At 73.2% G+C, this 23,000-nt stretch carries 14 protein-coding genes; 7 read left to right on the top strand and 7 right to left on the bottom strand.

The features are described 5' to 3' along the window. Positions 1-586 precede the first annotated feature (586 nt). Entirely contained in the window at positions 587-3,346 is a 2,760-nt protein-coding gene (ppdK, locus tag ACIBW6_RS14100) for a pyruvate, phosphate dikinase (protein ID WP_399059539.1), read from the top strand. 164 nt (positions 3,347-3,510) lie between these two features. On the opposite strand, the gene nirD is transcribed toward ppdK, so the two are convergent. Genes nirD through ACIBW6_RS14115 form a run of 3 tightly spaced genes read right to left on the bottom strand, consistent with a single transcriptional unit; the run spans position 3,511 to position 7,686 of the window. Next, positions 3,511-3,909, bottom strand: a complete 399-nt coding sequence (nirD, locus tag ACIBW6_RS14105) for a nitrite reductase small subunit NirD (RefSeq protein ID WP_399059540.1) — start codon at positions 3,907-3,909, stop codon at positions 3,511-3,513. Beyond that, positions 3,906-6,467 carry a nitrite reductase large subunit NirB gene (gene nirB, locus ACIBW6_RS14110; RefSeq protein WP_399059541.1) on the bottom strand — a complete coding sequence of 854 codons (2,562 nt, stop codon included), beginning with the start codon at positions 6,465-6,467 and terminating at the stop codon, positions 3,906-3,908. Before nirB ends, nirD begins: the two co-directional genes overlap by 4 nt. A 1-nt stretch (position 6,468) precedes the next feature. Beyond that, positions 6,469-7,686 carry an NAD(P)/FAD-dependent oxidoreductase gene (locus tag ACIBW6_RS14115; RefSeq protein ID WP_399059542.1) on the bottom strand — a complete coding sequence of 406 codons (1,218 nt, stop codon included), beginning with the start codon at positions 7,684-7,686 and terminating at the stop codon, positions 6,469-6,471. Between the two features lie 161 nt (positions 7,687-7,847). On the opposite strand from ACIBW6_RS14115, the gene ACIBW6_RS14120 reads away from it, so the two are divergent. Beyond that, on the top strand, positions 7,848-8,633 hold the full coding sequence (locus tag ACIBW6_RS14120) for a sulfite exporter TauE/SafE family protein (RefSeq protein ID WP_399059543.1): 786 nt from the start codon (positions 7,848-7,850) through the stop codon (positions 8,631-8,633). Between the two features lie 24 nt (positions 8,634-8,657). On the opposite strand, the gene ACIBW6_RS14125 is transcribed toward ACIBW6_RS14120, so the two are convergent. Both ACIBW6_RS14125 and ACIBW6_RS14130 read right to left on the bottom strand, forming a co-directional pair. Then, positions 8,658-10,769 (bottom strand): molybdopterin oxidoreductase family protein, encoded by a 2,112-nt coding sequence (locus ACIBW6_RS14125; RefSeq protein WP_399059545.1) that lies wholly within the window; start codon positions 10,767-10,769, stop codon positions 8,658-8,660. A gap of 430 nt (positions 10,770-11,199) precedes the next feature. Next, a complete protein-coding gene (locus ACIBW6_RS14130) occupies positions 11,200-11,811 on the bottom strand; it encodes a vancomycin high temperature exclusion protein (RefSeq protein ID WP_399059546.1) in 612 nt (203 codons plus the stop codon). Between the two features lie 282 nt (positions 11,812-12,093). Here ACIBW6_RS14130 and ACIBW6_RS14135 point away from each other — a divergent pair, with 282 nt between their 5' ends. The 5 genes from ACIBW6_RS14135 to ACIBW6_RS14155 all read left to right on the top strand — a co-directional run bounded on the left by ACIBW6_RS14135 (position 12,094) and on the right by ACIBW6_RS14155 (position 19,098). Beyond that, positions 12,094-12,948 (top strand): sirohydrochlorin chelatase, encoded by an 855-nt coding sequence (locus tag ACIBW6_RS14135; RefSeq protein ID WP_399059548.1) that lies wholly within the window; start codon positions 12,094-12,096, stop codon positions 12,946-12,948. A gap of 51 nt (positions 12,949-12,999) precedes the next feature. Next, complete coding sequence (locus tag ACIBW6_RS14140) at positions 13,000-14,301, top strand: deoxyguanosinetriphosphate triphosphohydrolase (protein WP_399059549.1); 1,302 nt, start codon at positions 13,000-13,002, stop codon at positions 14,299-14,301. Positions 14,302-14,416: 115 nt separating this feature from the next. Then, positions 14,417-15,691: an NAD(P)/FAD-dependent oxidoreductase gene (locus ACIBW6_RS14145; protein ID WP_399059550.1), complete on the top strand. Its 1,275-nt coding sequence runs from the start codon at positions 14,417-14,419 to the stop codon at positions 15,689-15,691. A gap of 68 nt (positions 15,692-15,759) precedes the next feature. Then, a complete protein-coding gene (gene dnaG, locus ACIBW6_RS14150) occupies positions 15,760-17,667 on the top strand; it encodes a DNA primase (RefSeq protein WP_399059551.1) in 1,908 nt (635 codons plus the stop codon). 156 nt (positions 17,668-17,823) lie between these two features. After that, positions 17,824-19,098, top strand: a complete 1,275-nt coding sequence (locus ACIBW6_RS14155; RefSeq protein WP_399059552.1) for an RNA polymerase sigma factor — start codon at positions 17,824-17,826, stop codon at positions 19,096-19,098. A 130-nt stretch (positions 19,099-19,228) separates the two neighbouring features. On the opposite strand, the gene ACIBW6_RS14160 is transcribed toward ACIBW6_RS14155, so the two are convergent. After that, positions 19,229-21,157 carry an ABC transporter ATP-binding protein gene (locus tag ACIBW6_RS14160; protein WP_399059553.1) on the bottom strand — a complete coding sequence of 643 codons (1,929 nt, stop codon included), beginning with the start codon at positions 21,155-21,157 and terminating at the stop codon, positions 19,229-19,231. Then, complete coding sequence (locus ACIBW6_RS14165) at positions 21,157-22,896, bottom strand: ABC transporter ATP-binding protein (protein ID WP_399059554.1); 1,740 nt, start codon at positions 22,894-22,896, stop codon at positions 21,157-21,159. Before ACIBW6_RS14165 ends, ACIBW6_RS14160 begins: the two co-directional genes overlap by 1 nt. Between the last annotated feature and the right edge of the window lie 104 nt (positions 22,897-23,000).

The following is a 23,000-nucleotide window of genomic DNA, read 5'->3' on the forward strand; positions in this document are numbered from 1 at the left end:
CATATGGCCAGTTCCTCGGCGCCCGGCCGGTGGGGCTTCTCGCGCCGTTCCCCGCGCCCCTGACGCATGCGGCTTCGCCGCTGCCTCAGGGGCGCGCTGTCGTGGGGGCCGATGAGATCGCGCACGAAGTGCGCATCTCAGGGGCGCGGGGAACTGTGCGACCAGCCACGACGGCGTCGCACCCGGTATACAGCTCCGCCCCCCACCCCGATACCCGTCCGCATAGTGACACCCCGGGCGCGTGATTCTCGCCACCTCTGATACCCCCCGCGCTCAGATGAGCACAAAAACCCCGCTTGCACTTCTCCAAGCCGTGGCACTCAGTGCCATCGCTCGATCGTTCATGAAGTGAACGCACATGAGAGCGAGCGCCGCTCATAAGAGCAAAACCCCGGGTCTACGGGTGTCAAGCCTTCATGACATGAACCCGGTCGCCCGGCGCCCAGCCCACCCCACCCACTTTCGATCTCCTGGCGGACGGGTGGTTACAGCCGCATGACAGCAAAGTGGACGTACCCAGGAGCCTTGGATCTGGGTATGTTCCTCGCCGTCAGGGCAGCCACCGAGCCTCGAGGAGTCGAGACCCGTGTCGGAAAACAAAGATCCTCAGGTAACCGAGCAGGCCGGCGGGCACGCCGGCCGCGGCGATCAGGACGTGAAGTTCGTCTACGACTTCACCGAGGGCAACAAGGACCTCAAGGACCTTCTCGGCGGCAAGGGTGCCAACCTCGCCGAGATGACCAACCTGGGCCTTCCGGTCCCGCCGGGCTTCACGATCACCACCGAGGCCTGCAAGGTCTACCTCGACAGCGGCGCCGAGCCGGTGGCACTGCGTGACGAGGTCGGGACGCACCTCGACGCCCTCGAACAGAAGATGGGCAAGAAGCTCGGCCAGCCCGACAACCCCCTGCTCGTGTCGGTGCGTTCGGGCGCCAAGTTCTCCATGCCCGGCATGATGGACACCGTCCTGAACATCGGCCTCTCCGACAAGTCGGTGCAGGGCCTGGCCCAGCAGGCCGGCGACGACCGGTTCGCCTGGGACTCCTACCGCCGGCTCATCCAGATGTTCGGCAAGACCGTGCTCGACGTCGACGGCGACCTCTTCGAGGAGGAGCTGGAGAAGGCCAAGCGCGCCAAGAAGGTCACGGTCGACACCGACCTGGACGCGGCCGACCTGAAGAAGCTCGTCACCCGCTTCAAGAAGATCGTCAAGACCGAGGCGGGCCGCGACTTCCCGCAGGACCCGCGCGAGCAGATGGACCTCGCCATCCACGCGGTCTTCGACTCGTGGAACACCGACCGCGCCAAGCTCTACCGCCGCCAGGAGCGCATCCCGGGCGACCTCGGCACCGCCGTCAACGTCTGCTCGATGGTCTTCGGCAACCTCGGCCCCGACTCCGGCACCGGTGTCGCCTTCACCCGCGACCCCGCCTCGGGCCACCAGGGCGTCTACGGCGACTACCTCCAGAACGCGCAGGGCGAGGACGTCGTCGCCGGCATTCGCAACACGGTGGCGCTCGCCGACCTGGAGCAGATCGACAAGAAGTCGTACGACCAGCTCATGCAGATCATGGAGACCCTGGAGAACCACTACAAGGATCTCTGCGACATCGAGTTCACCATCGAGCGCGGCCAGTTGTGGATGCTCCAGACCCGCGTCGGCAAGCGGACCGCGGGCGCCGCCTTCCGCATCGCGACGCAACTCGTCGACCAGGGCCTGATCGACGAGGCCGAGGCCCTCCAGCGCGTCACCGGCGCGCAGCTGGCCCAGCTGATGTTCCCGAAGTTCGACGAGGACGCGAAGGTCGAGCAGCTGGGCCGCGGCATCGCCGCGTCGCCGGGCGCCGCCGTCGGCAAGGCCGTCTTCGACTCGTACACCGCGATCAAGTGGTCGCGCTCCGGCGAGAAGGTCATCCTGATCCGCCGCGAGACCAACCCCGACGACCTCGACGGCATGATCGCCGCCGAGGGCATCCTGACCTCGCGCGGCGGCAAGACCTCGCACGCGGCCGTCGTCGCGCGCGGCATGGGCAAGACCTGCGTCTGCGGCGCCGAGGACCTGGAGGTCGACACCAAGCGGCGCCGCCTGACCGCCGGGAGCGTCGTCGTCGAGGAGGGCGACGTCGTCTCCATCGACGGCTCCACCGGCAAGGTGTACCTGGGCGAGGTACCCGTCGTGCCGTCCCCGGTCGTCGAGTACTTCGAGGGCCGCATGCACGCGGGCGCCGACGACGCCGACGAACTGGTCGGCGCCGTGCACCGGATCATGGCCTACGCGGACCGCGTCCGCCGCCTGCGGGTGCGGGCCAACGCCGACAACGCCGAGGACGCGCTGCGAGCCCGCCGCTTCGGGGCCCAGGGCATCGGCCTGTGCCGCACCGAGCACATGTTCCTCGGCGAGCGCCGCGAGATGGTCGAGAAGCTGATCCTCGCCGACACCGACGCGGAGCGCGAGGAGTCCCTCAAGCAGCTCCTGCCGCTCCAGAAGCGGGACTTCGTCGAGCTGTTCGAGGCGATGGACGGGCTGCCCGTCACCGTGCGCCTGCTCGACCCGCCGCTGCACGAGTTCCTGCCCGACATCACCGAGCTGTCGGTGCGCGTCGCCCTCGCCGAGTCCCGGCAGGACAACAACGAGAACGACCTGCGCCTCCTCCAGGCCGTGCACCGGCTGCACGAGCAGAACCCGATGCTGGGGCTGCGCGGAGTGCGGCTCGGGCTCGTCATCCCCGGCCTGTTCGCCATGCAGGTACGGGCCATCGCCGAGGCCGCCGCCGCCCGCAAGGCCGCCAAGGGCGACCCGCGCGCCGAGGTCATGATCCCGCTCGTCGGCACCGTCCAGGAGCTGGAGATCGTCCGCGAGGAGGCCGACCGCGTCATCGCCGAGGTCGAGGAGCAGACCGGCGTCAAGCTGAAGCTCGCCATCGGCACCATGATCGAGCTGCCCCGCGCCGCCCTCACGGCCGGGCAGATCGCCGAGGCCGCCCAGTTCTTCTCCTTCGGCACGAACGACCTCACGCAGACCGTCTGGGGCTTCAGCCGCGACGACGTGGAGGCGAGCTTCTTCACGGCGTACCTGGAGAAGGGCATCTTCGGGGTGTCGCCGTTCGAGACGATCGACAAGGACGGCGTCGGCTCCTTGGTGCGGGGCGCCGTCGAGGCGGGGCGGGCCACGCGGCCCGACCTCAAGCTCGGTGTCTGCGGCGAGCACGGCGGGGACCCGGAGTCGGTCCACTTCTTCCACGAGGTCGGCCTCGACTACGTCTCCTGCTCGCCCTTCCGCATCCCGGTCGCCCGCCTCGAAGCGGGCCGCGCCGCCTCCACCTCGGCGGGCAGCGACCACCGGTAGCCCCCGGACTCCGGAGCCGTCGCCGGTCCCCGACCCTCACCGATCGGCGGCGGCTCCGGTACGAGACGAGAAGGCGGCACCCCTGTGCGGGGGGTGCCGCCCTCTCGGTTCCGGGCCCGGCGCTCACGCCCCCGGCCGTCGCTCCGCCGCGCGGGCGTTCCCCGTCACCCCACCCGCACCGCGTACACCGGCACCGACGCCGTCTCGTCGTCGAGGCAGCCGCCCGTCTCCAGGTCGAACCGCTGCTTGAGCAGGGGCGACGCCACGAACGGGCGCCCCGAGGCAGAGCCGAGCAGCCCGCGCGAGAGCACGGCGGCTCCGGTGAACGGGTCCGTGTTGCCGACCGCGTGCACCCGGCCCGCCCGGTCCAGGAAGAGCGCCGCCTGCCGGCCGTCCGGCAGCAGCGCGGCGACCCCGCGGCCCGGCGTCAGCCGGTCGAGACCGCAGACCGGGTACCAGCTTCCCGCCAGGTCGAGCTGGACCTGCGCCGGGGCCGCCGTGGGCCCGGGCGCGCGCCCGGTCGTCGTCGGCGGTGTCGTCGTCAGCGGCATTGCCATCGTCATCGGACAGCCAGTCCTTCCAGAGGGATCAGGGGCAGTTCGGGTTTGATCTGGTCGCGCTCCGGGACGAAGCGGACCGTCGGGTCCGGGGTGCCGGGGGCGTTGACGAAGGAGACGAAGCGGGCCAGCCGCTCCGGGTCCCCGATGGTCTGCGACCACTCGTCGCGGTAGTGCGCGACGTGCGCGGCCATCTGTGCCTCCAGCTCGTCGCAGAGGCCGAGCGCGTCGTGCACGACGACGTCCCGTACGTGGTCGAGGCCGCCGTCGATCCGCTCCAGCCAGGCGGCCGTCCGCTCCAGCCGGTCCCCGGTGCGGATGTAGAACATCAGGAACCGGTCGATCAGCCGGATCAGCTCGGCGTCGCTCAGGTCCTGGGCGAGCAGGTCGGCGTGGCGGGGCGTCATGCCGCCGTTGCCGCCCACGTACAGGTTCCAGCCACTGGCCGTGGCGATGACGCCGAAGTCCTTCGACTGGGCCTCGGCGCACTCCCGGGCGCAGCCGGAGACCGCCGACTTCAGCTTGTGCGGCGCCCGCAGCCCGCGGTAGCGCAGCTCCAGGTCGATCGCCATGCGCACCGAGTCCTGCACGCCGTACCGGCACCAGGTCTGCCCGACGCACGACTTCACGGTCCGCAGCGACTTGCCGTACGCGTGCCCGGACTCGAACCCGGCCTCGACCAGGCGGGCCCAGACCGCCGGGAGCTGGTCGACGCGGGCGCCGAACAGGTCGATCCGCTGCCCGCCGGTGATCTTCGTGTAGAGGCCGAAGTCCCGGGCCACCTCGCCGATCACGATCAGCTTCTCCGGGGTGATCTCCCCGCCCGGGATGCGCGGCACGACCGAGTACGAGCCGTTCTTCTGGAGGTTGGCGAGGAAGTGGTCGTTGGTGTCCTGGAGCGCCGACTGCTCGCCCTCCAGCACGTAGCCGTCCGCGCCGATCGTCGGCGCGAGCGAGGCGATGATCGAGCCCACGGCCGGCTTGCACACCTCGCAGCCCTCACCGCCGCGCGCCTCGGGCCGCCCGTGCTCGTCGAGCAGCCGGGCGTATGTGGTGATCCGCTTGACGCGCACGATCTCGTACAGCTCCTGGCGCGTGTGCCGGAAGCAGCCGCACAGGCCGTCGTCGCCGGACTTGGGCAGCAGCTGCCCGATGAGCTTGACGCAACTCCCGCACCCGGTACCGGCCTTGGTGCACTTCTTCACCTCCGGCAGCGAGGTGTGCGCGCAGATCTCGCCCTTGGTGACGTTGTGGCAGGAGCAGATGACGGCGTCGGCGGGGAGCGCCTCCGGGCCGAGCTGCGCCGGGGCCCCCGCGCCCGCGGGCAGCACCAGCTGCTCGGGCGCGAGCGGCGGCACGGTGCCGGTCAGCGCGCGCAGCGTGCCGTACGCCTCCGCGTCCCCGACGAGGATGCCGCCGAGCAGCTCGCCCTCACCGCCGATGACCAGCTTCTTGTACGTGCCCGACCGCGAGTCGGAGTAGACGACGTCGAGGCAGCCGTCGGCCGTGCCGTGCGCGTCGCCGAAGGAGGCCACGTCCACGCCGAGCAGCTTCAGCTTGGTGGACAGGTCGGCCCCGGTGAACCCGGCGCTCTCCTGCTCCGCCAGGGCCGCAGCCGCCGTCACCGCCATCTCGTAGCCGGGCGCGACCAGGCCGTAGACCCGGCCGTCCGCGGCCAGCGCGCACTCGCCGATCGCGAACACCGCGGGGTCGCTGGTGCGGCACCGCTCGTCGACCGCGACGCCGCCGCGCTCGCCCACCTCCAGGCCCATGTCGCGGGCGAGCTGGTCGCGCGGGCGCACCCCCGCCGAGAAGACGACGAGGTCCGTGGCGAGTTCGGAGCCGTCCGACAGCCGCATGCCGCGCACGATGCCGCCGCGCTCCGCGTCGGCCACGATCTCCTGCGTGCCGACCCCCGTGTGCACGGACAGGCCCATGCCGGTGATGGTGCGCAGCAGCGCGGCGCCGCCGCCCTCGTCGACCTGGACGGGCATCAGGCGCGGCGCGAACTCCACGATGTGCGTCGTGAGGCCGAGGCCCTGGAGCGCGCCCGCCGCCTCCAGGCCGAGCAGCCCGCCGCCGACCACCGCGCCGACGGACGCGTGGTTCTTCGCGTACTCCTCGATCGCGTACAGGTCCTCGATGGTGCGGTAGACGAAGCAGCCCGTCGTGTCCTTGCCGGGGACCGGCGGCACGAACGGGTACGAGCCCGTGGCCAGCACCAGCGCGTCGTAGGAGACGGTGCGGCCGGAGCGGGCGCGCACGGTGCGGGCCGCGCGGTCGACCGCCACCGCCGGGTCGCCCAGGTGCAGCTCGATGCCGTGCCTGTCGATGAACTCCGGGTCCGTCATGGACAGTTCCTCGGGCGTCGTGCCCGAGAAGTACGAGGTGAGGTGGACGCGGTCGTAGGCGGGCCGTGGCTCCTCGCACAGCACGACCACACGGTGCGTGGCGGTCAGGCCGCGCTCGGCCGCCGCTTCGAGGAAGCGCTGGCCGACCATGCCGTGGCCGACGAGGACGAGCGTGGGCCGAGCGGGGTCGGGCGTGGGCTTCGAGGTCGCCATGTCAGAGGCCTCCGTCGTGGGTGAGCAGGTGGAGCAGCGGCGCGCCGTCGTCGGCAGGCAGCGCTTCGTTCGATTCCCAGGCGTGCGCGAGCGCGCCGACGCCGCCGAGCGCGCCGACCAGCACCCCGCCGACCAGCCGGTCGCCGCGCACGACGACCCTGCGGTACGTGCCGCGCGTCGCGTCCGCGAGCTGGACCACGTCGTCGCCGGGCAGCGGCTCCGTCTCGCCGAACGCGGCGAGGTCGAGCGGGTCCGCCGCGTGCGGGAGCGTCAGCCGGGTCAGGGTGCGGGTCCCGGTGTACCGCGCCGGATTCGCGCTCCCGGCCGCGGTGAGCAGGTCGGCCAGCGCGTCCGCCTGTTCCAGGGCCGGGGTGGCGAGCCCGTAGACGGCGCCGGCGTGCTCGGCGCAGTCGCCGACGGCGTGGACGCGCGGGTCGGTGGTGCGCAGCTCGTCGTCGACGACGACGCCCCGCCGCACCGCGAGTCCCGCGGCCTGCGCCAGTCCCGTCCGGGGCCGGGCGCCGCAGGCGAGGACGGTGACGTCGGTGCCGAGCACGTAGCCGTCGTGGAGTTCCACGCGCCGTACCCGGCCGTCGACCACCCCGACGGCCCGCACCCGGCACTCGGTGTGGATCTCCACCCCGAGCGAGGTCAGATGTCCCGCCACCAACCGCGAGGAGGCGGGGTCCAGTTGCCGCTCCATGAGCCGTTCGGCCTGCTGGACGAGGACGACCTGTGCGCCGCGCCGGGCGAGCGCGCGGGCCGCCGAGACGCCGAGCAGGCCCCCGCCGACGACGACCGCCCGGGTGCCCGGCGCCACCGCCCGCGACAGCGCCAGGCAGTCGTCCATCGTGCGGAACGCGTGGACGCCGCCGGGCAGTTGGGTGGCGCCCGGCTGGAACAGGCCGCGCAGCGGCGGCAGCACCGGGTTCGAGCCGGTGGCCAGGACCAGGGTGTCGTAGGGGACCTCGGCGCCGCTCTCGCACTGCACGAGACGCCGGGCGCGGTCGACGCGGACGGCCCGGGTGCGCAGCCGGGGCCCCGGGGTCGCGGGCAGCTCGATGACGTCGGGGCCGTAGCTGCCGGCCAGGACCTCGGCGAGCAGCACCCGGTTGTACGGGGCGTGCGGCTCCTCCCCGATCAGCACCGCGTGCTCGCCCAGCCGGCGGGCGACGCGGGTGCCGGCCAGGCCGGTTCCGATGACGACGACGCGATTCATGCTCCGTAGCCTGCGGGGCGGGTGTTACCCGGTGGCGTCCCGTCGGTTTCCCGGGAGGAACGGTGGGCTCAGCGGCGCCGCCGCGCGGATGTGAGGGCCGGACCGACGCCCCCCCCGGGCCGCTTTCAGCGGGAGCCGGAGCGGCTCATAAGGTCAGCCCCATGCCTGACATATCCCTGACCACCGTCGTCGTGCTCTGCGTCGCCGCCCTCGCGGCCGGCTGGGTCGACGCGGTGGTGGGCGGCGGGGGTCTCCTGCTGCTGCCCGCGCTCCTGCTCGGCCTGCCGAACTCCGCGAGCGCGGGCCCCTACGCGCTCGGCACGAACAAGGCCGTCGCCATCGTCGGCACCACCGGCGCCGCCGTCACCTACGCCCGCAAGGCCCCCGTCGACGTCCGCCTCGCCGTGCGCATCGGCCTCGCCGCGCTCGCGGGCTCGACCGGCGGTGCGCTGCTCGCCGCCGGGCTGAGCACGGACGTCCTCAAGCCGGTCGTGATGGTGGTGCTCGTCGCCGTCGGCGCGTTCGTGATCTTCCGCCCGGCCTTCGGCACCGCCCCCGCGGCCGGGCCCGTCCCGCCGCGCCGGATCCTCGCCGCGATCGCTCTCGCGGGGCTCGGCATCGGCTTCTACGACGGTCTGATCGGACCCGGCACCGGCACCTTCCTGGTCCTCGCGCTGACCGCGCTGCTCCACTTCGACCTGGTCACGGCCTCCGCCACCGCGAAGATCGTCAACTGCTGCACGAACGCCGGCGCCCTCGCCATGTTCGCCATGAAGGGCACCGTGTACTGGCAGCTCGCCGGGCTCATGGCCGTCTTCAACCTCGCGGGCGGCATGGTCGGCGCCCGCACCGCCCTCAAGCGCGGGGCCGGGTTCGTCCGGATCGTGCTGCTCACCGTGGTCTGCGCGCTGGTGGTGAAGATGGCGTACGAGCAGTGGGTGGCCTGAGCCGGGTGCGGCGGCCCGGACGCGTCAGTCCCGCGGCTGCGCGCGCTCCAGGCGGACCGCGCACACCTTGAACTCGGGCATCCCCGACGTCGGGTCCAGGGCCGGGTTCGTCAGCGTGTTGGCCCGGCCCCGGCCCGGCCAGTGGAACGGCATGAAGACCGTGTCCTGCCGGATCGCCGGCGTCAGGCGGGCCGGGGCGCTGGCCTCGCCGCGCCGGGAGGTGACCGTCACCGTCTCGCCCTCCGCGATGCCCAGGCGCGCGGCCAGCCGCGGGTGGAGCTCCACGAACGGGCCCGGGGCCGCCTTGTTCAGCTCGGCCACGCGGCGGGTCTGCGCCCCCGACTGGTACTGCGCCACGACCCGGCCCGTCGTCAGGTGGAGCGGGTACTGCGCGTCGGGTTCCTCCGCCGCCGGGCGGTGCGTCACCGGGACGAAGCGGGCGCGGCCGTCCTCGGTGGCGAACCGGTCGAGGAAGAGGCGGGGAGTGCCGGGGTGCCCGGGCTCCGGGCAGGGCCAGTGCAGCGCCTCGTCCCGCTCCAGGCGGGCGTAGGAGATGCCCGCGTAGTCCGCGGGGCCGCCCGCCGACGCCCGGCGCAGTTCGTCGAAGACCTCCTGCGGGTCGGTCGGGAAGCCCTTCTCCCGCTCCGGTGCCAGGCGGGCCGTCAGGTCGCGGAGCACGTCCAGGTCGGAGCGGACGCCGGGCGGCGGCGCCAGCGCGCGGCGGCGCAGCAGGACCCGGCCCTCCAGGTTCGTCGTCGTGCCGGTCTCCTCCGCCCACTGCGTCACGGGCAGCACCACGTCCGCCAGTTCGGCCGTCTCGGACAGGACCACGTCCGCCACCGCCAGGAAGCCGAGCGCGCGCAGCCGGCCCTCGATGTGCGCCGCCCGGGGGGCCGACACCACCGGGTTCGACCCCATGACCAGCAGGGCGTGGACGTCGTCGCCGAGCGCGTCCAGGAGTTCGTACGCCGAGCGGCCCGGGCCGGGCAGGGAGGCGGGCGGCACGCCCCAGACCTCCGCCACGTGGGCGCGGGCCGCCGGGTCCGTCAGCTTGCGGTAGCCCGGCAACTGGTCGGCCTTCTGGCCGTGTTCGCGGCCCCCCTGCCCGTTGCCCTGGCCGGTCAGACAGCCGTACCCGGAGAGCGGGCGGCCCGGGCGGCCGGTGGCCAGCGCCAGGTTGATCCAGGCGCCCACCGTGTCGGTGCCCTTCGACTGCTGCTCGGGGCCGCGGGCCGTCAGCACCATCGCGTGGCCGGCAGCGGTGAACAGGCGCACCGCCTCGCGCAGGTGGGGGAGCGGGACACCGGTGACCCGCTCCACGTACTCCGGCCAGTGCGCCATCGCCGCGGACCGGGCCGGCTCCCAGCCCGCGGTGCGCTCGCGCACGTACTCCTCGTCGACCCGGCCTTCGGCCACCACCAGGTGCAGCATGCCGAGGGCGAGTGCCAGGTCGGTGCCGGGGCGCGGCGCCAGGTGCAGGTCGGCGAGGTCGGCGGTGCGGGTGCGGCGGGGGTCGACGACGATCAGCGTGCCGCCGTTGGCCTTCAGCTCCGCGAAGTAGCGCAGCGCCGGCGGCATCGTCTCGGCCGGGTTCGAGCCGACCAGGACGACGCAGCCGGTGCGCGGGATGTCCTCCAGCGGGAAGGGCAGGCCCCGGTCGAGGCCGAACGCCCGCAGGCCCGCCGCGGCCGCCGACGACATGCAGAAGCGGCCGTTGTAGTCGATCTGCGACGTGCCGAGGACGGTGCGGGCGAACTTGCCCAGGGCGTACGCCTTCTCGTTGGTGAGCCCGCCGCCGCCGAAGACCGCGCACGCGTCCGCGCCGTGGGCCGCCCGGGTGCGGGCCAGGCCCGCCGCGACCGCCTCCAGCGCCTCGTCCCAGCCGGCCGGCTCCAGCCGGCCCGCGGCCGAGCGGACCAGGGGAGTCGTCAGGCGGGCCCCCGCGCTCAGGACCTGGGCCGCGCTCTGGCCCTTGCCGCACAACGCCCCCCGGTTCACCGGGAAGTCCGCCCGCCCCGCGACCGTCACACCCGCGCCCGCCGCGTTTGGCGTCAGCGTCATCCCGCACTGCAACGCGCAGTACGGGCAGTGCGAGTGGGTGGGTCCGGTGGCCGGGTGCGCGGCGTGCGTGGGCATGGCGCCAGGGTGCGCGGCTCGTGTTACGCGGCGCGGGCGGCGCCGGTTACACGGCCGGTACGCACATCTCGCACTGCGCCGCGGACCGCTGTGAGGTCGGCGGCGCCAGGCGGACGCCGGGCGGTCGTGGCAGGGCCGGCGGAGCCGTCCCGGGGTCCCGGCTTCACCACAGCCCCATGGGCGCCGATGAGACGGCGCACGCAGTGCGCGTCTCAGGGGCGCGGGGAACTGCGCGACCATCCACAACGTGCGTGCAGACGTACGACTGCCCGGGGCGCGGGCCGCGGCGACCGCATCGGGGTCCCCTGTTCGGGCAAGGGGCTGGTTCCGGGCTGTCACCCGCTGTGCGTGAGCGGCGTATCTGATCGCGGGGGCCGGGACGCGGCGGGGTCAGCGGGGTGCGGCCGGCGCCGTTCGGGTCGCCGTGACGTCAGCGGGGTGCGGTCAGCGCCCGGCGGACGCCGTCCTCCCGAGGGCCCAGGAAGTGCGGGTCGGGGCGGACCAGCGCGTCGAGCGCCGCCTTGCCCGCCGCCAGCACCTCCCGCGCCCCGCCCGCGTACCAGGTCACGTCGTGCCGCTCGGCGACCCCGACCCCGTACGCGCGTACGCCCGCCGCCTCGCACAGCGCCACCGCCCGGCGGATGTGGAAGCCCTGGCTGAGCAGGACCGCCCGGTCCACCCCGAAGACCTTCTTGGCGCGGACGCACGAGTCCCAGGTGTCGAAGCCCGCATAATCGCTGACCACCGCCCGCCCCGGCACCCCGTGCCGGGTCAGATAGCTCCGCATCGCGTCCGGCTCGTCGTAGTCGGTGCGGCTGTTGTCCCCCGTGACGAGCACGGCACGGACCCGGCCCGCGCGGTACAGCGCGGCCGCCGCGTCCAGCCGGTGCGCCAGATAGGGCGACGGCTCGCCCTGCCACAGGCCCGCCCCGAACACCACCGCCACGTCCGTGCGCGGTACGTCGGCCACCGACCGCAGCCGGTCGCCGGTCGACACGAACAGCCACGTGGAGGGGGACAGCGCCAGCACGCAGACGGCCATGAAGCACTGCACCGCCCGCCGCCGGCCCCGGCGCGTACGGGACCAGCGCGGGCGGGACAGGCGTAGGCGCACGGGAACCCCCGGTGGACGTCGGCAGCGATGACGGACGGTCTTCGCAGGAGGGAGACGCCGTACGGGGTGAAACGGTTCGCCCCCGTGCGTCCGGGCCGCCGCCCGCCACCCGCGCCGCTCACCCCGCGCCCCCGCCCGCCGTGAAGCGCGCGCAACCCGTCGTGACCCCCGCGCAACAGCCCGGCAACGCCCGGGCGGCAGGATCGCCGCATGACCGACGCGTCGGCACACCTCGACCCACGCGGCAAGGACGGCGGGAACCTCACCATGATCAGCGAAACGAGCGGCGACCTGCCCGGCGCCCGGTCCGGACCCGGCTCGCAGCCCCCCGCGCTCCTGCTCGTCGCGCACGGCAGCCGGGACCCGCGCGCCCTGGCCACGGTCCGCGCCCTGGTGCGGCTGCTGCGCGCCCGACGGCCGCGCCTCGCCGTCCGCCTCGGCCACATCGAACTGAATGAACCGCTGCTCCCGGAGGTCCTGGCCGACCTGCCCGCCGGCGGAGAGGCCGTCCTGGTGCCGCTGCTGCTCTCCCGCGGGTACCACGTCAAGCACGACCTGCCCGCCGCCGCCGAGGCCGCCGGGCACCTGCGCACCCGGGTCACCGGACCGCTCGGCCCGCACCCGCTGCTGGTGGCCGCCCTGCACGACCGGCTCCGCGAGGCGGGCCTGCCCGACGCGCCGGGCGAGCGCGAGCGGCGCCGTACCGGGGTCGTCCTCGCCGCCTCCGGGTCCCGGGACCCCGAAGCCGCCGTCGACACCCGCCGCACGGCGGCCCTCCTCGCCCGGCGCCTCGGCGTCCCGGTGCTGCCCGCCTACGCCTCGGGACCGGGCCCCGGCGTCGCGGCGGCGGCCCGCGCCCTCGCCGCCCAGGGCCGCCACCACACGGCGCTCGCCTCCTACTTCACCGCGCCGGGCCGCTTCGCCACCGAGGCCGCCACCAAGTTCGACGGGCTCGTCGCGGCCCCGCTCGGCGCCCACCCCGGCCTGGCCCGGCTCGTCCTGCACCGCTACGACAGCGCCCTGCGCGCCCCGGCGCCGCCCGTCCGCCGCCTGGCGCCCGCCTGACCGGTCCGGGCCCCGCGCCACGCTGTCGGCGGCGGGCCTTACTGTCAGGGCATGAAGACCACGGACGAAGGCTGCGGCACGTACGAGGAAGCGGACGTCGAGCGCTTCGCCCCGGAGCCCGACAAGCGTCCGGGCCGCACCGCGTTCCAGCGCGACCGCGCCCGCGTCCTGCACTCCTCGGCGCTGCGCAGGCTCGCCGGCAAGACCCAGGTCGTCACGCCGGGCACCCGCAGCCGCCACTGGGACGCCAGCCCCCGCACCCGGCTCACCCACTCCCTGGAGTGCGCCCAGGTCGGCCGGGAGCTGGGCGCGGCCCTCGGCTGCGACCCCGACCTCGTCGAGACGGCCTGCCTCGCGCACGACATGGGGCACCCGCCCTTCGGGCACAACGGCGAGCAGGCGCTGAACGAAGTGGCGCAGGACTGCGGCGGGTTCGAGGGGAACGCGCAGTCGCTGCGGCTGCTCACCCGCATCGAGCCCAAGCGGTTCATCCGCTCGCCCGACAGCGGCGAGCTGGTCAGCGTCGGGCTGAATCTGACCCGGGCCGCCCTCGACGCCGCCGCCAAGTACCCGTGGCCGCGCGGCGGACACCCCAGCGACCCGGCCTCCGCCAAGTTCGGTGTCTACGAGGACGACCGGCCCGTCTTCGACTGGGTGCGCAGCGCGGCACCCGGCCGCCAGGTCTGCTTCGAGGCCCAGGTCATGGACTGGTCGGACGACGTCGCGTACTCCGTGCACGACCTGGAGGACGGCCTGCACGCCGGCCACCTGGACCCGAACCTGCTGCACGCCGAGCCCGAGCGCGCCGACATCTTCGCCGTCGCCCGCGGCCGGTACGTGCCCGAGGACACCGACCCCGCCGAGCTGGCCGCCGCCCTCGACCGGCTCCTGGACCAGGAGTGGTGGCCGCACGGCTACGACGGCACCGCGGTCGCCCAGGCCCGCCTGAAGGACGCCACCAGCCAGCTCATCGGCCGGTTCTGCCTGGCCGCGGAGACCGCGACGCGGGCGCGGTACGGGACGGGACGGCTGACTCGGTACGGCGCCGAGCTCGTCGTCCCGCGCGCCGCCCGCCACGAGTGCGCCGTCCTCAAGGCGGTCGCCGACCGGTACGTGATGCAGCGACCGCAGCAGGAGCGGCTCCGCGCCGACCAGCGCGTCGTCGTCGCCGAGCTGGCGCAGGCGCTGGCGGCCCGCGCGCCGGAGGGCCTCGACCCGCAGTTCCGGGCCCTGTTCGACGACGCGGGCGACGACCGGACCCGTAAGCGCGTCATCGTCGACCAGATCGCCTCCCTCACCGACGCCTCCGCCCGGTCCCTGCACGCCCACCTCGTCGCCGACCACTGGGCGTGACGGATCTCGCGGACATCGCAGGAGAAAGCTGCCCTGATCGGGCCACGCCCCCTTCCCGCATCACGCTGCGTGCGGGACGCTCGCATATGACGGCAGCGCAACGAGGAGGCATCAAGTGGTCGACGCGGACCAGACGTTCGTCATCGTCGGAGGAGGGCTCGCCGGCGCCAAGGCCGCCGAGACGCTCCGCGCGGAGGGCTTCACCGGGCGGGTGATCCTGATCGGCGACGAGCGGGACCACCCGTACGAACGCCCGCCCCTGTCGAAGGGGTTCCTCCAGGGCAAGGAGGCGCGGGAGAAGGCCTTCGTCCACGATCCGGCCTGGTACGCGAGCAACGACGTCGAGCTGCACCTGGGCCAGACGGTGACCGCGATCGACCGCGCCGCGCGGACCGTGCGGCTCGGCGACTCCACCACCATCAACTACGACAAGCTGCTGCTGGCCACCGGCGCCGAACCGCGCCGGCTCGACATCCCCGGCACCGGCCTGGCCGGCGTCCACCACCTGCGCCGCCTGGCCCACGCGGAGCGCCTGAAGAACGTGCTGGCCGCGCTCGGCCGGGACAACGGCCACCTCGTCGTCGCGGGCGCCGGCTGGATCGGCCTGGAGGTCGCCGCCGCCGCCCGCGAGTACGGCGCCGAGGTGACGGTGGTGGAGGCGGCGCCGACGCCGCTGCACGCCGTGCTCGGCCCCGAGGTCGGCCAGATCTTCACCGAGCTCCACAGCGACCACGGCGTCCGCTTCCACTTCGGCGCCCGGCTCACCGGGATCAGCGGCCAGGACGGCATGGTCCTCGCCGCCCACACCGACGACGGCGAGGAGCACCCGGCGCACGACGTGCTCGCCGCGATCGGGGCCGCCCCCCGCACCGCGCTCGCCGAGGCCGCGGGCCTCACCCTGGCCGCCCGCGAGCACGGCGGCGGCATCGCCGTCGACGCCTCCCTGCGCACCTCCGACCCCGACATCTACGCCGCGGGCGACGTGGCGGCGCTCCCGCACCCGGGCTTCGCGCCGGAGCCCGGCACCCTGCGCGTCGAGCACTGGGCCAACGCGCTCAACGGCGGCCCGGCCGCGGCCCGCGCCATGCTCGGCAAGGACCTCACGTACGACCGCGTGCCCTACTTCTTCTCCGACCAGTACGACCTGGGACTGGAGTACTCGGGCTGGGCGCCCCCCGGAAGCTACGACCAGGTGGTGCTCCGCGGCAACGTGGGCAAGCGCGAGTTCATCGCGTTCTGGCTGAAGGACGGCCGGGTGCTGGCCGGGATGAACGTGAACGTGTGGGACGTCACGGACCGGATCCAGCAGCTGATCCGCGCCGGCGCGCGGCCCGGCACCGACCGCCTGTGCGACCCGACGGTCCCGCTCGGCGACCTCCTGCCGGGGTGAGCGGGGGGCGGGCGAGGGGTACGTGAGGGGTGAGCGGGAGTGTCGGCGGCGGGCCGTAGGATTCATGCGTGGCAGGCAGGATCAATGACGAGGACGTGAAGGCGGTTCGGGACGCGGTCCCGATCGACGCCGTGGTCTCCGAGTACCTGCAACTGCGCAACGCGGGCGGCGGGAACCTGAAGGGGCTGTGCCCCTTCCACGACGAGAAGTCCCCGTCCTTCCAGGTCAGCCCGAGCAAGGGGTTCTTCCACTGCTTCGGCTGCCAGGAGGGCGGCGACACCATCACGTTCGTGATGAAGGTCGACCACCTCACCTTCTCCGAGGCCGTGGAGCGGCTGGCCGGCCAGGCCGGCATCACCCTGCGCTACGAGGAGGGCGGGTACAACCCCTCGCACCAGCGCGGCGAGCGCATCCGGCTCGTCGAGGCGCACAAGGTCGCCGCGCAGTTCTACGCCGAGCAGCTGGAGTCCCCGGAAGCCGAGATCGGCCGCGCCTTCCTCGCCGAGCGCGGCTTCGACCAGGCCGCCGCCGCGCACTTCGGCGTCGGCTACAGCCCGGCCGGCTGGGACCACCTCACCCGCTTCCTGCGCGGCAAGGGCTTCAGCGACAAGGAGCTGACGCTCTCCGGGCTCTCCCAGGAGGGCCGCCGCGGCCCCATCGACCGCTTCCGCGGCCGCCTGATGTGGCCGATCCGCGACATCGGCGGCGAGGTCGTCGGCTTCGGCGCCCGCCGCCTGCGCGAGGACGACAACGGCCCGAAGTACCTGAACACCCCCGAGACCCCGATCTACAAGAAGTCACAGGTCCTCTACGGCATCGACCTCGCGAAGAAGGAGATCGCCAAGACCTCCCGCGCGGTCGTGGTCGAGGGGTACACCGACGTCATGGCCTGCCACCTGGCCGGGATCACCACGGCCATCGCCACCTGCGGCACCGCCTTCGGCGGCGACCACATCAAGATCCTGCGCCGGCTCCTGATGGACAACGGCTCGGCCCGGGTGATCTTCACCTTCGACGGAGACGCGGCCGGGCAGAAGGCGGCCCTGCGCGCCTTCGAGGACGACCAGAAGTTCGCCGCCGAGACGTACATCGCCATCGCGCCGGACAACATGGACCCCTGCGACCTGCGCCTGGCCAAGGGCGACGCGGCCGTCGCCGAGCTGGTCGAGCCGCGCACCCCGCTCTTCGAGTTCGCGCTGCGCCAGATCGTCGGGCGCTACGACCTGGAGACCCCCGCGGGCCGCGCCGCCGCCCTGGACGAGGCCGCGCCGGTCGTCGCCCGCATCAAGAACAGCGCCTCGCAGCACGAGGTCGCCGTGCAGCTCGCGGGCATGCTCGGCATCCTCGACACCCAGTTCGTCGTCAAGCGCGTCGCGCAGCTGGCCCGCTGGGCCCGCGACCGCGGCGGCAAGGGCCCCGCGCCCGCGCCCGCGGGCCGCGGCCGCCCGGAGCCGGCGCCCGCCGCGCCCGCCCCCGCCTTCGGCGGCCCGGCGCTCACCCTGCGCAACCCGGTATACGCGACCGAGCGCGAACTGCTCAAGCTGGCCCTCCAGTACCCCCAGCTGGTCTCCCCGGCCTTCGACGCGTACGGGATCGACGAGTTCACCGCCGCGCCCTACGCCGCCGTGCGCCAGGCCGTCCTGGAGGCGGGCGGCGCCGAGCAGGGCGTCCACGACCCGCACGAGTACCTCGTCCGCGTCCGCGAGGCGGCCCCGGACAACGCCGTGCGGGCGATGGTGACGGAGCTGGCCGTCGAGGCCATCCACCGCAAGACGGTCGACGAGGCCTACGCGGGCGAGCAGCTCGTCACCGTGCGCCGCCGGGCCGTCGAGCGTCGCATCCGCGACGTGCAGGGCACCTTCACCCGCCTCGGCTCCGGCGGCGACCCGGCGCAACTGGCGACCGTGCAGAACGAGTTGTGGGTGCTCCAGCAGTACGACCAGGCGCTGCGCGAGCGGGGCGCGCAGGCGCTGTAGGAGCCGGTCCGCGCTGCCGCGCGCCGTTTCGGCCCGTTCGGGGCCGGGCAGAGCGGGCACTCGTACGGTTCGGTAACCGTGCGGTCACGCACCGGACTCAGAAAGTCGCCGCACGCCCCTCGTGGCGGCACTGTGTCGTACTCCACACTGGGTCCGGTGCCTGAGTCCCCGGACCGCGGCCGGGCCCCGGACACCGGGTCCGGCGCCCCCGCGGTTCCGCTCATCGCGTTCGGGAAGGACAGCGGCGCGGCCGCGGTCCCCGCCCCCCTGCCGCACGCCTCAGCTGCGATCACCTTGGAGGTCGCCCCCGTGCAGACCCAGACCCTCAGCCAGAGCGACAGCACAGCGCAGGCCCTCGCCGACCCCGAAGGCGACACGGACGGCGGCGCCCACCCGCCGGTCCCGCCGCAGAGCCGGGCGGCACACCACCCCGAGGCCGCCCCCGCGGCCGGGGCACCGGACGAGACCGAGCCGGTCGAGCCGCCCGAGCCGGTGCGCGGCACCCGCACGGAGACCGGCGGCCCGTCCTCCGACCTGTTCCGCCAGTACCTGCGCGAGATCGGCCGCATCCCGCTGCTCACGGCGGCGGAGGAGGTGGAGCTGGCGCGGTGCGTCGAAGCGGGCCTGTTCGCCGAGGAGAAGCTCGCCCGCGCCGGCGACCTGGACTCCCGGCTCGCTCTCGACCTGGACCGGCTGGTGGTCATGGGCCGGATGGCCAAGCGCCGCCTCATCGAGGCGAACCTGCGCCTGGTCGTCTCGGTCGCCAAGCGGTACGTGGGCCGCGGCCTGACCATGCTCGACCTGGTCCAGGAGGGCAACCTCGGTCTCATCCGGGCGGTCGAGAAGTTCGACTACGCCCGCGGCTACAAGTTCTCGACGTACGCGACCTGGTGGATCCGCCAGGCCATGAGCCGCGCCCTCGCCGACCAGGCGCGGACGATACGGGTCCCGGTGCACGTCGTCGAGCTGATCAACCGGGTCGTGCGCGTGCAGCGCCGGATGCTCCAGGAGCGCGGGTACGAGCCGACCCCGCAGGAGGTGGCGGCCCACCTGGACCTCCCGCAGGAGCGCGTCAGCGAGGTGCTGCGCCTCGCGCAGGAGCCGGTCTCGCTGCACGCCCCCGTCGGCGAGGAGGACGACGTGGCGCTCGGCGACCTCATCGAGGACGGCGACGCGACCAGCCCCGTCGAGTCGGCGGCGTTCCTCCTGCTCAGGCAGCACCTGGAGGCCGTGCTCTCCACCCTCGGCGAGCGCGAGCGCAAGGTGGTCCAGCTCCGCTACGGCCTCGCAGACGGCCGCCCCCGCACGCTGGAGGAGATCGGCCGCATCTTCGGCGTCACCCGCGAGCGCATCCGCCAGATCGAGTCGAAGACCCTGAACAAACTCAGGGACCACGCCTTCGCGGACCAGCTGAGGGGCTACCTGGACTGAGAGGGAGGCAGCCCCGAAGGGGCGCGCCGACAGGGGCGCGGGGCTGTGCCGATATGCGGCTCCGCCGCGCGGGCGCGACCAGCCACGACGAGACCGGTACACGACGAACGACCCCACGCCCCTACGGCGCCTAGTCGATCTCAGCGACGGCCTGAGCGAACTGAGCCTCGTACAGCCGCTGATACGCCCCACCCGCGGCAACCAGGTCATCATGCGAGCCCTGCTCCACAATGGCCCCGCTCTCCATCACGAGGATCGTGTCCGCGTCGCGGATCGTCGACAGGCGGTGCGCGATGACGAACGAGGTCCGCCCCGCCGCCAGCCGCGCCATCGCCTTCTGGATCAGCACCTCGGTCCGCGTGTCGACGGAGGAGGTCGCCTCGTCGAGCACGAGGATCACCGGGTCGGACAGGAACGCCCGCGCGATGGTGATGAGCTGCTTCTCCCCGGCGCTCACCCCCGTCCCCTCGTCGTCGATGACGGTGTCGTACCCCTCGGGCAGCGTCCGGATGAACCGGTCCGCGTGGGCCGCCTTCGCCGCCTCCTCGATCTGGTCCCGGGTGACGTCCTTCGCCGCGCCGTAGGCGATGTTCTCCGCGATCGACCCGCCGAAGAGCCAGGTGTCCTGGAGCACCATGCCGATCCCGGCCCGCAGGTCGTCCCGGTCCATCCGCGCGATGTCGACCCCGTCGAGCGTGATCCGCCCGCCGGTGACCTCGTAGAACCGCAGCAGCAGGTTGACCAGCGTGGTCTTGCCCGCGCCGGTCGGCCCGACGATGGCGACCGTGTGGCCCGGCTCCGCGGTCAGCGACAGGTCCTCGATGAGCGGCTTGTCCTCCTCGTAGCGGAAGGCGACGTGCTCGAACTCGACGTGCCCGCGCAGGTCCGCCGGCTTCTCGCCGGGGACGGGGTCCGCCGACTGCTCCTCGGCGTCGAGCAGTTCGAAGATCCGCTCGGCCGAGGCGACGCCCGACTGCACCAGGTTCGCCATCGAGGCGACCTGGGTGAGCGGCATCGAGAACTGCCGCGAGTACTGGATGAACGCCTGCACGTCGCCGATGGACAGCGACCCCGAGGCCACCCGCAGGCCGCCGACCACGGCGACCAGGACGTAGTTCAGGTTCGAGATGAAGAACATCAGCGGCTGCATGATGCCGCTGTTGAACTGCGCCTTGAATGAGGCCTCGTACAGCGCCTCGTTCTGCTCGGCGAACTGCTCCGCGGACTCCTTCTGCCGACCGAAGACCTTCACCAGGTTGTGGCCGCTGTACATCTCCTCGATGTGCGCGTTCAGCACGCCCGTGGTCCGCCACTGCTGGACGAACTGCGGCTGCGAGCGCTTGCCGACCTTCGCCGCGACGAGCACCGACAGCGGCACCGTCACCAGCGCGACCAGCGCGAGCAGCCAGGAGATCCAGAACATCATCACGAGGACGCCGACGATGGTGAGCAGCGAGTTGAGCATCTGCCCCATCGTCTGCTGGAGCGTCTGCCCGATGTTGTCGATGTCGTTGGTCGCCCGGCTCAGCACCTCGCCGCGCTTCTGCCGGTCGTAGTACGACAGCGGCAGCCGCGCCAGCTTCGCCTGCATCTCCTTGCGCAGCTGGGCCACGGCGAGGTTGATGACCCGGTTGGCGAGCCGGGTGCCGATCATCATCGCGAAACCGGCCACCGCGAAGACCGCGAGGGCCAGCAGCAGCACCTGCCCGATCGCGTCGAAGTCGACGCCCTGGCCAGGGGTGAAGTCGACGCCGCCGAGCATGTCGGCCATGCCGCCGTCACCCCTGGCCCGCAGGCCCGCGATGACCTGCTCCTTGGTCTGCCCGGCCGGCAGGTTCCCGCCGATGATCCCGCCGAAGAGCAGGTCGGTCGCGTGGCCGAGGATCTTCGGCCCCACCACCGACAGGCCGACGCTGATCACCACCGCGACCAGCACGGCGGCCACCGCCGGACGGTGCGCGGCCAGCCGCGTGAGCAGCCGCTTGCCGGAGTTCTTGAAGTCCATCGAGCGCGAACCGGGCGCACCGGCCGCCATCCGCGCCGCCATCGGCCCGCTCATCAGGCGGCCTCCGCTTCCGTCAGCTGGGAGAGGACGATCTCCCGGTAGGTCTCGTTGCCGGCCATCAGCTCGTGGTGGCGGCCCTCGCCGACGACCCGGCCCTCGTCGAGGACGACGATCCGGTCGGCGTCGCGGATGGTCGCGACCCGCTGCGCCACGATCACCACGGTCGCCTCGGCCGTCTCTGCGCCGAGCGCACGGCGCAGCGCGGCGTCGGTGGCGTAGTCGAGCGCGGAGAAGGAGTCGTCGAAGAGGTAGATCTCCGGCCGCTGCACGAGCGTGCGCGCGATGGCCAGGCGCTGGCGCTGGCCGCCGGAGACGTTGGTGCCGCCCTGGGTGATCGGCGCGTCGAGCCCGCCCTCCAGCCTGCCGACGAACTCCTTGGCCTGCGCGACCTCCAGCGCGTGCCACAGCTCCTCGTCGGTGGCGTCGGGCCGGCCGTAGCGCAGGTTCGAGGCGACGGTCCCGGAGAACAGGTACGGCTTCTGAGGCACGAGTCCGACGGTGCGGGCCATCAGCTCCGGGTCGATCCCGCGGACGTCCTCCCCGTCGACGTACACGACGCCCGCGGTGGTGTCGTACAGCCGCGGCACCAGGCCGAGCAGCGTCGATTTGCCGCTGCCCGTGGAGCCGATGACCGCGGTGGTCTCGCCGGGCAGCGCGACCAGGTCGACACCGCGCAGCACGGGCTCCTCGGCGCCCGGGTAGCCGAAGTCCGCCCCGCGGATCTCCAGGTGGCCGTGGCGCCGCAGCGCGCGGACGGCGCTCGCCGGGGCCGGCGGGACGACGCTCGACGAGGTGTCGAGGACCTCCTGGATGCGCTCGGCGCACACCTCGGCGCGCGGCACCTGCATGAACATGAACGTGGCCATCATCACGCTCATCACGATCTGCATGAGGTAGGCGAGGAAGGCGGTCAGGTCGCCGATCTGCATGCTGCCGCCGTCGATGCGGTGGGCACCGAACCAGACGACGGCGATCGAGGCGACGTTCACGATCGTCATGACGAACGGGAACATCAGTGCCATGATCCGGCCGGTCGCGAGGGAGGTCTCCGTCAGGTCCTGGTTGGCCGCGCCGAACCGGCCCTTCTCGAAGTCGTCGCGGACGAAGGCGCGGATGACGCGGTTGCCGGTGATCTGCTCGCGCAGCACCCGGTTCACGGTGTCCAGCTTGACCTGCATCGACCGGAACAGCGGCCGCAGCCTGCGGATGATCAGCGACAGCACGACGGCCATCACGGGCAGCACTGCGAGCAGCACCCCCGACAGCGGCACGTCGAGCCCGAGGGCCATCACGACGCCGCCGACGCACATGATCGGCGCCGACACCATGAGCGTGAAGGAGAGCAGGGCCAGCATCTGGACCTGCTGCACGTCGTTCGTGGTCCGCGTGATCAGCGAGGGCGCCCCGAACTGGCCGACCTCCCGCGCGGAGAAGGACTGCACGCGGTCGAAGACGGCGCCGCGCACGTCACGGCCGAGCGCGGCGGCGGTCCGCGCGCCGTAGAAGACGGCACCCGTGTTGCACACCACCTGGACGACCGTGACGCCCAGCATCAGGGCGCCGAACTCCAGGATGTAGCCGGTGTCACCGTCCACGACACCGTTGTCGATGATGTCCGCGTTCAAGGTGGGCAGGTACAGCGCGGCGCAGGTCTGCAGGAACTGCAGCAGCACCAGCAGCCCGATGGATTTCTTGTACGGAGCCAGGTAGGTCCGCAGGAGTCGTATGAGCACGCTCGGTCTCTCGGTGTCGGCGGTCGTCAGGACGCATGGACCCTCATCGTCCGACACTCCACCCGCGTTACCTCAACCGATTAACCCAAGAGCAGCCCAAAACC

The sequence above is a fragment of the Streptomyces sp. NPDC049813 genome, assembly GCF_044465085.1.
Taxonomy (GTDB): domain Bacteria; phylum Actinomycetota; class Actinomycetes; order Streptomycetales; family Streptomycetaceae; genus Streptomyces.

Excerpts from the sequence above, each read along its gene's own strand:
- ACIBW6_RS14140 (WP_399059549.1), top strand. The coding sequence starts at position 13,000 with ATGAAGACCACGGACGAAGGCTGCGGCACGTACGAGGAAGCGGACGTC.
- nirD (WP_399059540.1), bottom strand. The coding sequence starts at position 3,909 with ATGACGATGGCAATGCCGCTGACGACGACACCGCCGACGACGACCGGG.
- nirB (WP_399059541.1), bottom strand. The coding sequence starts at position 6,467 with ATGGCGACCTCGAAGCCCACGCCCGACCCCGCTCGGCCCACGCTCGTC.
- ACIBW6_RS14135 (WP_399059548.1), top strand. The coding sequence starts at position 12,094 with ATGACCGACGCGTCGGCACACCTCGACCCACGCGGCAAGGACGGCGGG.
- ACIBW6_RS14120 (WP_399059543.1), top strand. The coding sequence starts at position 7,848 with ATGCCTGACATATCCCTGACCACCGTCGTCGTGCTCTGCGTCGCCGCC.
- ACIBW6_RS14125 (WP_399059545.1), bottom strand. The coding sequence starts at position 10,769 with ATGCCCACGCACGCCGCGCACCCGGCCACCGGACCCACCCACTCGCAC.
- ACIBW6_RS14160 (WP_399059553.1), bottom strand. The coding sequence starts at position 21,157 with ATGAGCGGGCCGATGGCGGCGCGGATGGCGGCCGGTGCGCCCGGTTCG.
- ACIBW6_RS14130 (WP_399059546.1), bottom strand. The coding sequence starts at position 11,811 with ATGGCCGTCTGCGTGCTGGCGCTGTCCCCCTCCACGTGGCTGTTCGTG.
- ACIBW6_RS14115 (WP_399059542.1), bottom strand. The coding sequence starts at position 7,686 with ATGAATCGCGTCGTCGTCATCGGAACCGGCCTGGCCGGCACCCGCGTC.